Consider the following 12,456-nt stretch of genomic DNA (forward strand, 5'->3'; position numbering starts at 1 on the left):
ACCGTAGGGTGGATGCATGTCGATCGATGCTGTGGAGCGCGCCGAGGACGCCCGGGTGGAGGCGCTGCACGCCCTCCAGGTGCTGGACACCCCGCGGGAGGAGCGCTACGACCGGATCGTGCGCCTGGCCCAGCAGGTCTTCGACGTGCCGATGGCCGCGATCAACCTCATCGACGCCGACCGGCAGTGGACCAAGGCCGAGGTCGGCCTCGACGGGCTGGAGAGCATCCCCCCGGGCGACTCCATGTGCCGCCACACCGTGCGCTCCCCCGGGACGCTGGTGGTGCCCGACACCACCGTCGACCCCCGCTTCCGCGCCAACCGCTTCGTCGTCGGCGACGAGCGCATCCGCTTCTACGCGGGCCAGCCCGTCCACGCCCCCGGCGGGGAGGCGGTGGGCACCCTGTGCCTGTTCGCCACCGACCCGCGGGAGCTCAGCGGCCGGGACCGGCAGATGCTCCAGGAGATGGCCGGGTGGGTCGAGCGCGAACTCGTCGCCCAGCAGGAGCTCGACCGCGCGGCCCAGGTCCAGCAGGTCCTCATGCCCGCCACCGCCCCGGTCGTCGACGGCTACGAGCTCGCCGGGCGGTGCGTGCCCACCCAGGCCATCGGCGGGGACTTCTTCGCCTGGCACACCCTGCCCGGCGGGGCCCTGCAGCTGCACGTGGCCGACGTGATGGGCAAGGGCATCCCCGCGGCCCTGATCGCCGCCTCGGTGCGGGCCATGCTGGTGGGCGCGGCCCAGTTCAACGACCAGGCCGCCACCGTCCACCGCACCGCCACCGCCGCCGAGGAGCTGCTGTCGGCCACCGGGGCGTTCGTCACCGCCTTCTCCGCCCGCCTGGACCCGGCCACCGGGGTGCTGGACTACATCGACGCCGGGCACGGGCTGGCCTTCGTCTTCGGTCCCCACGGGTACCGCCGGCTGCACCGCTCCGGGCCCCCGATCGGGATCTTCCCCGAGACCACCTGGCCGCTGCACACCACCACCCTGGCCCCCGGGGAGCTGCTGGTGGTGGTCTCCGACGGGTTCCTGGACTTCTTCCCCACCCTCGGGCACACCCTGGAGGCGGCCGCCCGGGCCGGGCTGGCCGAGGCCACCGCGGCCCGAGTGGTGGACCGGGCCATCGCCTACGCCCGCACCCGGGGCCACCCCGACGACGTCACCGTCCTGGCCCTGCGCCGCGAGCCCGCCTGACGCCGGCCGCCGTCAGGACCGGCGCTCAGCGCAGGCGGCCGCCGGAGTGGCGCAGGTAGCAGGCGGCGCACATCGACTCGTAGGAGGCCTCCTGGCCGTCGATGGCCACCTGGTCCCCCTCGAAGACGAACGCCCCGTCGACGAGCCGCGCGTTGAACATCGCCTTGGACCCGCAGCGGCAGATCGTGCGCAGCTCCTCGACGGTGTGCGCCAGCGCCAGCAGCCGTGCCGCCCCGGGGAACGCCTCGGTGCGGAAGTCCGTGCGCAGCCCGTAGGCGAGCACCGGCACGCCGTCGAGCACCGCGATGCGCAGCAGGTCGTCGACCTGTCCGGGGGTGAGGAACTGGGCCTCGTCCACCAGCAGGCAGTGCACCGGGCCGTGCTCCCGGACGGCCGCGTGGAACAGGGCGCGCGCCGGGTCCCCGGGGCCCAGCAGCAGGTCCACCCGCCGGGACTCGCCGAGACGGGACACCACCGTGTCCGCGCCCTTGGAGTCGATCGCCGGCTTGGCGACCAGGACCTTCTGGTCCCGCTCCTCGTAGTTGTGCGCGGCCTGGATCAGGACCGTGGACTTCCCCGAGTTCATCGCCCCGTGGCGGAAGTAGAGCTTGCCCATCAGGCGCCCCTGCGGTGCCGGGCGGAGGTGGCGGAGGTGGTCATCGTGGTGCTCCTGGGGGGGGTCGGGCCGGGTGCCGGTGTCGAACGCGCGTCCTAATATAGGCGCCAGGAGCGCGGGGCCGGGCCACCCCGGCCGCACCCACCGAGGAAAGGGCTGGCAGTGGACCACGACTACAACTACGGCGGGGCCACCGCCGTCGGCACGCGCGCCGTCGTCGTCCGCGGCGGCCACGGCCGCTCCACGGAGCGGCGCACGGTCGTCGACGAGTCGCACTGGACCGTCACCGTCGACGACGGCACCCGCTTCTCCAAGGCCGACGGGGTGCAGTGGGGCGACTCCGCCGGCGGGTCCTCCGACCTCGAGGACGCCCACCGCCCCACGCACATCGTGACGGAGGGCAACCCGGACTTCGACGAGCTGTGGGCGGACGCCGTGCTGAGCGCCTACACCGGCCACGACCAGCTGGCCTACGTGGAGGACAGCATCGCCGCGAACCTGCTCACCGGCGACGCCGACGTGCACGCCCACTACGACGTCTCCGGGATCATCGACGAGCTCACGCCCATCGGCCAGGACTACGACGAGATCCCCCAGGAGCAGTTCTGGGCCGTGGTGGCCAGGCACCGGCTCGCCGCCGACGACCCCAGGGGCCGATGACCGGCCCGGAGCGGTCGCCGGTCCTCCCGGCCGGTCCGGGCTAGCGGCGTCGCGCCGCGACGCCGCGCACCGCCAGCGTGGTGCACACGAGGTACGTGGCCGTGGCCGCCAGCACGACCAGCAGGGACACCGACCAGGAGCCGCTGCGCGCCTGCACGAAGCCGAGCACGGTCGGAGCCAGGGCCCCCACCCCGTAGCCGGTCCCCTGCACCACCGCCGAGAGGCGCCCGGCCGAGGCGCTGTCGTGCGCCAGCTGCATGATGGCGATGAAGATCACGGTGATGCCGCCGCCCTGCGCCACCCCGCCCAGGGCGGTCCACGCCCACCACTGGGCGGGAGCCAGGAGCAGGCCCAGCGGCAGGGCGAGCCACGTCACCCCGACGGCGGCGGCCACGGTCACGGTGCTCAGCCGCCGGGCGGCCAGAGGAACACCGAGCGCGCCGGCGATCGCGAACACCTGGAAGAACGACGACGCCGCTCCGGCGGCGACGGTCGTCATCCCGACGACGTCGACGAGCAGCGTCGGCAGCCACGCCGTGACGCCGTAGAAGGCGAAGGCCTGCCCGGCGAACCCCGCCGCCAGGCCGGCCGCGGCCCACCGGCCGCCCCGGGGGCGCACCGCCTCGCCGGCCGGCCGGGGCTCGCGCGCGGGCACCAGCGCCCCTCGGCCCCGGACGGTCAGCAGCCAGACCCCCACGCCGACGACCACGGCCGCCGCCGAGGAGGCCAGGGCGATGCGCCATCCCGCCGCGGCCGCGATGGGAGCGGTGAGCAGCGCCGCGAGGGTCGAGCCGATGTTCAGGGCGGCGGTGTAGAGGCCGGTGGCCGCTCCGTAGCGGCGCGGGGGGAAGTCGCGCCGGATGAGCAGGGGCACGGCGATGTTCCCGACGGTGATGGCCAGTCCGATGACCACGGTGCCCAGCATCGTGGCCGTGATGGTCCCCGCCGACCGCAGGACCATGCCGGCGAGCACGCCGAGCAGGGTCGCGGTGATCGAGAACTCCACGCCGAAGCGGCGGATGCCCGGCGCGACCAGCGGGGACGCCAGGGCGAAGCAGAGCACGGGAATGGTGGTGAGCAGACCGGCCGCGGCGGCGGAGAGCCCCAGATCGGCGCGGAGGTCCCCGAGGACCGGGGCGACGGCGACGATGGGGGTGCGCAGCGCCAGGGCCACCAGGCCGATGCAGGCCATCAGCAGCCATCCGCGGGGCACCCGGCCCCGGGCGCGTCGGGTCACGGGCGGCTCACCACGGTGCATGGTCCTCGGCTCTCCAGGGCTCTCGTCCGGCGGCTCCCACCGGACGGGGTCCGGCCGTCGTCGTACGGCCGGACGCGCGGGGACCCCCGTCCATCATCACCCACCCGGGGCACCCCGGCGTGCACCCCCGGGCGCACCGGGACGGGCGGCGGGGTGCCCCGTGCAGCACCGCACCGCGGGAGGGCAGGTCAGGGGCGGACGCCGGGCTCGTCCCAGGTGCAGGGACCGAAGCGGCCGTGGGCCGGTTCGAGGTACTCGAGCTCCGCGGCCGGGAGGAGGACGCCGGGACGGTGCCCGTCCGCCTCGCAGCGCACCAGCACCACCAGGCCCAGGGCGACCGGCTCGTACGGGACGCACAGCACGAGCTCACCGGCACGCAGGTTCAGCCCGGCCCGGTCGGCGCGCACGCGGTAGCGGCCCAGCCGGGCGGAGGGCGCCGGCCGGTCGGGCTCCGCGCCGTCGCCGGCCGCCGGGGGCGGCAGGAGCTCGGCGGGGCTCGGGGCGGGGAGCGGGATCAGTGCGGGGACGCACATGGCGGAGGACCTCCTGGCGTTCGAGCGCACCGGGCCCGGGAACGGGCCCGGTGCCGGACGGGGGGCTCGACGACGCTGTCCCCTCCCAGGATAGAGAGCCGGATCACAGATGGGAAGCAGGCTGTCGAAACAGCCCGCTCCGGGCCCCGGCGACACCGATATCCTGGTCCCACGCACGCGCTGCACGGTGCGCCCCGCCCCCTGCACCCCGCCGCACGCCCTACGACGAAGGAGATGGTTTCGTGCACAGTCGCACCGACGAGCCGGACCGCGCCACGGCCGGAGCCGACACGGTCGACCACGACCCGGACGTCCACGACGAGAACGGCACCGAGGGGGCGCATCCCGGCGGGGTCCAGTCCGTCGACCGGGCCATCACCGTGCTCGAGCTGCTGGGCCACCTGGGCAGCGCGAGCGTCGGCCGGGTGGCCGACGAACTGGGCGTCCACAAGTCCACGGCCTCGCGCCTGCTGAGCGCCCTGGAGAGCCGGGGCATGGTGGTCCAGAACAGCGAGCGCGGGAAGTACCAGCTGGGCTTCGGCATCCTGCGCCTGGCGCACGCCATCCCCGCGCGGCTGAGCCTGGTGACGGAGGCCCGGGAGGAGATGCGCCGGCTCGCGGAGGAGCACCGGGAGACGGTCAACCTCGCCGTCCTGCGGGAGGGCGTCGCCGTGAACCTGGCCCAGGAGATCGGCCCGACGTCGCTGGGCACGCACGACTGGATCGGCAGCCTCACCCCGCTGCACGCCACGTCCAGCGGCAAGGTCCTGCTGGCCGCCCTGCCCTCGGCCGAGCGGGACCGGCTCATCACCAGGAACCGGCTCACCGCCCACACCGGCCGCACCATCACGTCGCGCCGCAAGCTGGAGCAGCAGCTGCTCGACGTCGCCGCCCAGGGCTACGCCACGGTCCTCGAGGAGTACGAGATCGGGCTCAACGCCGTCTCCGTCCCCGTGCGCGACCACCTGGGCACGGTCGTCGGCGCGGTGAGCATCTCGGGCCCGGCGTTCCGCTTCACCGAGGGGACCATCCGGGAGCTGCTGGGCGATCTGCAGGAGGCGGGCCTGAGGATCAGCGCGCGCATGGGCTACGTGCCGGAGAGCCGCGGCTGAGCACCCGGTCACGACCGGGACACCGCTCGTCGGCCCCCACCGGGCGGTGTCCCGGGAACCGTCGGCGTCCGCGCCGCGTTGGCGCCGCCGCGCTTCGGGCTCTCGCCTTCGGGCTGCTGGGGGTGCTCACGACGCCGCCGTCGAGCCCGGGAGCGCGGCGCCGGGGGCGCCGTCGTGGGGCGGTGTGCTCGGGCGAGGGTGCTGAAGGCCTCGGCCTTGCCGGTGGGCCCCGTGACCAGGACCTGGTCCCTTTCGCCGGGCACCGTGGACGGTCCGGCCGGGACCCGGCTCTCCCCGGGGCGGCGCAGCGGACCAGGGCGAAGCCCTCGTCGATCCGGGCGAAGGGCAGGACCCGGCCGCGGACCAGGTGGGCGGACCGGACGCCCCTGTCGTGCTCGGGGCGGCCGGCAGGCGCGAGGTCGTGGCGTGCAGCGGAGCACATGGGGGTCCTCCGCAGCTGGTGAGGAGCGCAGGGCCGGCCGGGAGGCAGCGCGGGCTCAGCCGATCAGGGGGCGTTCCTCGGGCAGTGCGGAGAGCACGGGCCGGCGCGGGCGGCGATGGCGATGGCCACGGTGGTGGGCCCGAGCCGGCCCAAGACCAGGCGAGGCGGCCCAGCACGGCGAAGGTCGTGACCTTCAGCCCGCCGGCGGGGCCGCCGATGAGCCCGAGGATGTCCGGCCCGAGCCAGGAGACCGGGTTCATGCCCCCCGATGTCGATGCCGTTGAACCCGGCGGCGGGCGATGGCGGACGGGAAGAACCCGGCCAGCTGCTTCTCCCCCGGCGCCAGGGGCCCAGGGTGGCCGGGTCGGCCCACTCTACGGCGCGCAGGCACACCGTGCCCAGGACGAGGAGCGCCGGGGCGGCCAGCCGCACGATGCGGGTGTTCATCGATCATCTGCGCGGGAGCCTCCACTCCCGGCGCAGCTCCCAGAGCACCGGGAAGCCGAGTCCGCCCAGGATCACCGCGGCGGCCATGGGCAGGATGATCCACGGGTCGTCCACGAAGTCCGTCCGGGACAGGGTGTAGAGGGTGAAGCCGGCGTTGTTGAACGCCGAGACCGCGTGGAAGACCCCGTGCCACAGCGCCTGGGCGGCCGGGTAGCCGTAGCCGGTGAGGAAGCGCAGGAACAGCATGACCGCCACTGCGGCCTCGATGACCAGGGAGGTGGCCAGGATGCGCAGCAGCACCCGGCGCATGCCGCCGCAGCCGGTGCTCCCGCTCCCGGCGGAGGTGAGGGCCTGGGAGGCGAGCCCGGGCTTCCGGGCCAGCAGGACGCCCAGCACGGTGGTGCAGGACATCACCCCGAACCCTCCGACCTGGACCAGGCCCAGGATCACGGCCTGGCCGAAGGGGGTCCAGAAGGTGGGCGTGTCTACCACGGCCAGCCCGGTCCCGCACAGCGCGGAGGTGGCGGTGAACAGGGCCTGGAGCAACGATGCCCCGCCCTCCCCGGCCTTCGCCATCGGCAGCATCAGCAGGGCGGTGCCGATCAGCAGGGCCGCACCGAAGGCGCCCGCGATGATCCGGGCGATCCTCGCCGGGCTGGTCTGCTGGGCGCCGGCGGTGTGCCGGGGTCCGGGGTCCGGGCGGGCCTCGGGGGTGCGCCGGAGTGGTGGGCGGTGCCCGGCCGCCTTGGTCAGGCGCCGGATCCGGGCCCGGTACAGGGTCTCTTCCAGCGGCATCAGCAACAGCTTCCGGTCGTTGCGGGGCCCGCGGGGCCTCCGGATTCACGGGTGGGGGTCATCAGGGGGTGATCAGGGGGTGAACCGGTAGCCCATGCCCAGCTCGGTGAGGAAGTAGCGCGGATGGGAGGGCTCGGGCTCCAGCTTGGCGCGGATCTGGGACATGTAGACCCGCAGGGAGTTCGCCTCCTCGCCGTACGCGGGCCCCCAGACGGTGGTGAGCAGTTCGGTGCGCCCGATCAGACGGTCGGGGTGGCGGGCGAAGACCTCCACCAGGCGCCACTCCAGCTTGGTCAGCCGCACCGGTGCTCCCGCCACGCTGACCGACCTCTGGGCCAGGTCGATGCGGACCCGCCCGTCGGAGGTGGTGACCACGGCCTGGGCCGGGTCGGGCTGGGCCCGGCGCAGCGCGGCGCGCAGGCGGGCCAGGAGCTCGTCCATGGCGAAGGGCTTGGCCACGTAGTCGTCGGCCCCGCGGTCCAGGGCGTCGACCTTGCTGTGGGACTCGCTGCGGGCCGAGACCACGATGATCGGCACCTGGGACCACCCGCGGATGCCCTCGATCACCTGCCGGCCCTCCATGTCGGGCAGCCCCAGGTCCAGGAGGATGACGTCGGGGTGCTCGTGGGCGGCCACGTCCAGGGCCTGACGCCCGGTGGCGGCCTGGTGGGTCCGGTAGCCGCGAGCGTGGAGGTTCACCAGCAGGGCCCGGGTGATGTGGGGATCGTCCTCGACCACGAGCACGCTGGCGCTCACCGGTCCACCTCCCCGGCCTCGGGGGCCGCCGCCGGCCCGGCGGGCGGGGAGGCCGCCCGAAGGGTCAGGACCATGGTCAGCCCGCCGCCCGGGGTGGCCTCGGCGCGCACCTGCCCGCCCACGCCCTCGGCCAGCCCGCGGGCCACGGCCAGGCCCAGGCCGATCCCGGTGGTGCTGTCCCGGTCCCCCAGGCGCTGGAAGGGCTGGAAGATCCGCTCCCGGTCCGCGGCGGGCACCCCGGGGCCGTGGTCGATGATCCGCAGCTGAACGGAGCCGGGCGCGGTGGCCGCCCGCAGGGTCACGGGGCTGACGGTGCTGTGCTTCAAGGCGTTCTCCACGAGGTTGGCGATGATCCGCACCAGCAGTCCGTGGTCGCCCAGGACGGGCGGCGTGTCCAGGGAGATGTCGATGCTGATCCGGTGCAGCTGCTCGGGCCCGGCGGCGTTGCGGACCGCGCTCTCGGCCAGGTCCGGCAGCTCCAGAGGGACCCGGTGGACCACCAGGTGCCCCGACTGGATGCGGCTCATGTCCAGCAGGTCGTCGATCCGCTCGGCGAGCTGGTCGGCGGACTCCTCGATGTTGGCGAGCAGTTCCCGGGTGTCCTCCTCGCTGAGCACGACGTCCTGCATCCGCAGGCTGGACACGGAGGCCTTGATCCCGGCCAACGGGGTGCGCAGGTCGTGGGAGACCGCCGCCAGCAAGGCGGTGCGCATGGCGTTGCCCGCGGCCAGTTCCCGGGCCTGGAGCCGGGCCTCGTCCAGGGCCTGTTGCTGCAGCACGGCGCCGATGCGCCCGGCGAAGGCCTCCACGATGCCTTGTTCGGGATCCTCGGCGGAGAAGCCGTCGACCAGCAGGACGTGCTCCTCGTCGACGGTCACGGTGAGGTCCCAGTCGGCGGGACCCGTGGCCTGACGGCCCGACGCCAGCAGGACGCTCCACTGCCGAGGGTCGGTGGAGCGGGGGGGACGTGTCGCCAGGGCGACCCCCGTGAGAGCGTAGGACTGCCGGAGCCGGTCCAGCAGGGCCCGCACGCTCAGTCCCTCGCTGATCACCCCGCCGGCCAGCTCGAACAGCACCGCCGCCTGGTGACGGGCCGCACGGGCCTCGGCCGTGCGGCGGGCCTCGATGTCCACGACCCGGGCGACCCCGGCGGCCACCAGCAGGAACAGCACCAGCGCCCAGATGTTCAACGGCTCGTGGATGATCAGCATCCCCGTGGGCGGGGTGAAGAACCAGTTGATGAGCATCGTCCCGAGCAGGGCTGCGGCCACCGCCGGCCACCAGCCGCCCACGAGCGCGACGAAGACCACCAGGGTGAGGTGGCACAGGAAGTTCAGGGTCAGCGCATCGGTGCCGGTGCCGGCCCGGAGGAACACCGCCGCCAGGGCCACGGACCCGCCCAGGGCGAGCGTCCACGCGGTGAGCCGACGGGACCCGCTCAGCACCGCCCCCCGGGCCCGCTCGCCCACCACGGTCTCCTCCCGGGGCCGAGGTCGTGCGCGGTGGGACGCGTCCATCGTGGTCATCCGACGTGGATGCGGGGCCGGCGGGACGGGTCGGGCTCGTGCTCGCGCAGGATCTCCCGCACCACCGGGGCGGTGTCGCCCTGCCCCAGCAGCAGGTAGCGCAGCAGGTGGGTGATCGGGCTGCCCTCGGACCAGTCGAAGTAGGCGTGGGGGATCACCCCGGTGGCATCGCGCAGGGCCAGCAGCACCGCGGCGATCGCGTTGGGGGCGGCCGGGCTGGAGACCCGCAGGATCCGGTGGCCGTCGATCTCCGCCCCGTGGACCTCCAGCACTTCGGAGAAGGCGGAGGGGTCGTTGATGGCCACCTCGAGGAAGAGCACGCCGGCGGTGCCCGGGACCGGGTTGACCAGCCGCTGGACGGCTTCCTTGGCCGCGTAGCGGCGCCCGCTGGTGCCGCGGGGCTTGTGGGCGATGATGTGCAGCCGTCCGTCGTGGGCCAGGGAGTCGAGGACGAAGCGGCGGGCGACCTCGTCGAAGTCGATGCGGTCGGCCCGCAGCTCGGTGGTGCGGTGGACACGGGAGATCAGGGAGACGGCGATGATCCCGGCGACGAAGAAGGCGGAGATCGTCAGCCCGTCGGGCTTGTGGACGACGTTCTCCACCAGGGCGTAGCCCATCACCAGGGTCAGCACGGCGAAGCCGGCCGCGGCCCTCTTCCGGTGGCCCCGCCAGCAGGAGATCGTCACGGCCACGGCCCCGGAGACCATCATGGCCAGGATCCCGGTGGCGTAGGCCCCGGCCTGGGCATTGACGTCGGCGTCGAAGGCCACCGTGATGAGGATGCTCAGGGTGGTGTAGACCAGCACCACGGGCCGGACCAGCCGGCCCCACTCCGGGGCCATGCCGTAGCCGGGCAGGTAGCGGGGCACGATGTTGATCAGCCCGGCCATCGCCGAGGCCCCGGCGAACCACAGGATGAGGATGCTGGAGGCGTCGTAGACGGTGCCGAAGCCCTCGCCCAGGTGTTCGTGGGCCAGGTAGGCCAGGGCCCGGCCGCTGGCGGCCCCGCCCTCGGCGAACTCCTCGGCGGGGATCAGCACCGTGGTCACGAAGGAGGACCCGATGAGGTAGACGCTCATGATCAGCGCCGCGGTGGTGAGCAGCTTGCGCGTGTTGCGCACCCGCGAGACCAGGTGCTCGGCCGGGGTGGCCCCGCGGGTGGCGACCAGGGGCATCATCGACACCCCGGTCTCGAACCCGGACAGCCCCAGCACCAGCAGCGGGAAGGCGAGCACCGACAGCAGCACCACCTCCCCGGGGCCTCCCCCGGTGGAGGCCAGCGCCTGGGTCCAGCCGGACAGGGCGCCGGAGGTGGTGGCGATCTCCCACAGCCCCACCGCGATGATCACCGCGTTGAGCCCCAGGAACACGCCCACCAGCGGGACGGCCACGGCCACGGCCTCGGTGAAGCCCTTGAGGAACACCGCGCCCAGGATCAGCAGCAGGACCACGGTCACCGCCACCTGGTGGCCGTGCAGGAACTGCGGAGCCAGCGGGTTCTCCACCAGGTGCACGGTCGCGTCGGCGGCCGACAGCGTGATGGTGATGATCCAGGAGGTCGCCACGAAGCCCAGCAGCACCAGCACGAAGACCTTGCCCCGCCAGAACGGCAGCAGGTGCTCGAGCATCGCCACCGATCCCTGCCCGTGCGGGGACTCCTGGGCGACCCTGCGGTACATCGGCAGCATCCCGGCCAGGGTCAGCACCACGATCAGCAGGGTGGCCAGCGGGGAGAAGGCCCCGGCGGCCAGGGCGGCGATGGCCGGGAGGTAGGACAGGGTGGAGAAGTAGTCCACCCCGGTCAGGCACATCACCTTCCACCACGGCTGCTCGTGGTGCTCCGCCTCGGCAGCGCCCGGACCCACCGGGGCCACCCGGTGGGCCGACAGCCACCGCACCACGGGGCGCCGGGGGGCGGGCTTGCCATCAGGACGCGGCACGCTGGCCGGCATCGTGTACGTCGTCGAACGATCCATGATCTGCTTTCTCACATCCGGTCCCGGCGCGAAGTGGCCGGCACGGCCGTCCGCCTCGTGCCACGGACCGGGGTGGCGGGTCCGCCGCCGCCTCCCGCCGGCACGGGGCGGGCGGGCAGGTGCCCCGCCGACACCGGGGAGGGGTGGCCGACCCCGGGCCGGCACGGCGACGACAGGGGTGCTGCGCAGCACACGTCCACGCTGGCTCCCTTCGTCGCCGCCGACCGCGCCCATGGACAGGACATCTCTGGAGGACAGTCCACACCCCCGCCAGGCCCATTGTGCGTTTCTTAATGCCGCGCTAATGGGATCGGGGTCTTTTTTAGCAGCGGCTTTACACCTCTGGCGCCGGGAGGCTGGTGCCCGACGGGGGCGGTGAGGTGACGGTGCAGCCTCGTGGAGCCGGCCCCGTCGACGCCCTGCAACATATCCGCCCGTTGTTCTCTGTGAACGGGTGCTCTGGGATGCTCGTGGGACCACGTCGTCCCTGGCGCCGGCTGCACCGGAGCAGCGGCTACCGGCGAAGGAGGTCCTCGATGAACCGGGAACCGGGAGGGCACCGGATTCGACCTCAGGTCAGCGAGGAGCCCCTGCCGCCCGCCGCGGAGCGTTTCACGCGACAGCCCACCGCGGCGGAGTGCACCGCCGTCCACCGCGCGTGGGATCTGCGCCCCGGGAACGTCTTCCACGGGCGGACCATCGTCTCCGTCCGCGGGGAGGTGGGCCTGGGCTCCAGCCCGGTCGCCGTCCTCTCGCTCACGGGTGAGAACCCCGCCCACCCGGTCCAGACCCGCGTCGGGGCAGCCCATCCCGACACGGACTACGGCTGTGACGCCGTGTGGCTCGCCGCCCGGGCATGGGTGCGGACCCACGGGCTGCGCGAAGGCGATGCCGTGGATCTGGACGAGCTCCGGAGCGAGGTGATGAGCGCCAGCAGATGCCTCGGGATCGGCTCCTGCCCCCGTGCGACGTCTCCCACCGCAGCTCCGGCCCCCCTGTCCTCCGCGGAGCAGGGGTCCCCGGAAGGACACCCCGCCCCGGAGTAGCGGCCCCGGAACTCCCGGACGTCCTCCACCACACGGGTACCGGCGCCTGGCCGGGACTCCCGGGCCCAGGACCCGCCGAGGAGGCGTGCTC

At 74.0% G+C, this 12,456-nt stretch carries 11 protein-coding genes; 4 read left to right on the plus strand and 7 right to left on the minus strand.

The window, feature by feature from the left end; genetic code table 11:
• Window positions 1-16 precede the first annotated feature (16 nt).
• Window positions 17-1,198 carry a PP2C family protein-serine/threonine phosphatase gene (locus M3185_RS08885; RefSeq protein ID WP_251333312.1) on the plus strand — a complete coding sequence of 394 codons (1,182 nt, stop codon included), beginning with the start codon at window positions 17-19 and terminating at the stop codon, window positions 1,196-1,198.
• Window positions 1,199-1,223: 25 nt separating this feature from the next.
• On the opposite strand, the gene M3185_RS08890 is transcribed toward M3185_RS08885, so the two are convergent.
• Entirely contained in the window at window positions 1,224-1,814 is a 591-nt protein-coding gene (locus M3185_RS08890; RefSeq protein WP_251333313.1) for a thymidine kinase, read from the minus strand.
• 162 nt (window positions 1,815-1,976) lie between these two features.
• On the opposite strand from M3185_RS08890, the gene M3185_RS08895 reads away from it, so the two are divergent.
• Window positions 1,977-2,474, plus strand: coding sequence for a hypothetical protein (locus tag M3185_RS08895; protein ID WP_251333314.1), 498 nt, complete (start codon window positions 1,977-1,979; stop codon window positions 2,472-2,474).
• 40 nt (window positions 2,475-2,514) lie between these two features.
• On the opposite strand, the gene M3185_RS08900 is transcribed toward M3185_RS08895, so the two are convergent.
• Both M3185_RS08900 and M3185_RS08905 read right to left on the minus strand, forming a co-directional pair.
• Complete coding sequence (locus tag M3185_RS08900; RefSeq protein ID WP_374238484.1) at window positions 2,515-3,711, minus strand: MFS transporter; 1,197 nt, start codon at window positions 3,709-3,711, stop codon at window positions 2,515-2,517.
• 209 nt (window positions 3,712-3,920) lie between these two features.
• The gene (locus tag M3185_RS08905) at window positions 3,921-4,265 is read right to left on the minus strand and encodes a hypothetical protein (protein ID WP_251333315.1); all 345 of its coding nucleotides are present in this window, start codon (window positions 4,263-4,265) and stop codon (window positions 3,921-3,923) included.
• Window positions 4,266-4,507: 242 nt separating this feature from the next.
• On the opposite strand from M3185_RS08905, the gene M3185_RS08910 reads away from it, so the two are divergent.
• Window positions 4,508-5,377, plus strand: coding sequence for an IclR family transcriptional regulator (locus M3185_RS08910; RefSeq protein WP_251333316.1), 870 nt, complete (start codon window positions 4,508-4,510; stop codon window positions 5,375-5,377).
• 892 nt (window positions 5,378-6,269) lie between these two features.
• Here the strand turns inward: M3185_RS08910 and M3185_RS08915 are convergent.
• The 4 genes from M3185_RS08915 to M3185_RS08930 form a co-directional block, all read right to left on the minus strand.
• A complete protein-coding gene (locus M3185_RS08915; RefSeq protein WP_251333317.1) occupies window positions 6,270-7,061 on the minus strand; it encodes a potassium transporter TrkG in 792 nt (263 codons plus the stop codon).
• 72 nt (window positions 7,062-7,133) lie between these two features.
• Complete coding sequence (locus M3185_RS08920; RefSeq protein WP_251333318.1) at window positions 7,134-7,817, minus strand: response regulator; 684 nt, start codon at window positions 7,815-7,817, stop codon at window positions 7,134-7,136.
• Complete coding sequence (locus M3185_RS08925) at window positions 7,814-9,343, minus strand: sensor histidine kinase (protein ID WP_251333319.1); 1,530 nt, start codon at window positions 9,341-9,343, stop codon at window positions 7,814-7,816. The genes M3185_RS08920 and M3185_RS08925 overlap by 4 nt, the downstream gene beginning before the upstream one ends.
• Complete coding sequence (locus tag M3185_RS08930; RefSeq protein WP_251333320.1) at window positions 9,340-11,319, minus strand: amino acid transporter; 1,980 nt, start codon at window positions 11,317-11,319, stop codon at window positions 9,340-9,342. The genes M3185_RS08925 and M3185_RS08930 overlap by 4 nt, the downstream gene beginning before the upstream one ends.
• Window positions 11,320-11,855: 536 nt before the next feature.
• Between M3185_RS08930 and M3185_RS08935 the strand changes: the two genes are divergently transcribed.
• A complete protein-coding gene (locus M3185_RS08935) occupies window positions 11,856-12,365 on the plus strand; it encodes a hypothetical protein (protein ID WP_251333321.1) in 510 nt (169 codons plus the stop codon).
• Window positions 12,366-12,456 lie beyond the last annotated feature (91 nt).

This window comes from Kocuria rosea (assembly GCF_023715525.1).
Lineage (GTDB): Bacteria > Actinomycetota > Actinomycetes > Actinomycetales > Micrococcaceae > Kocuria > Kocuria rosea_A.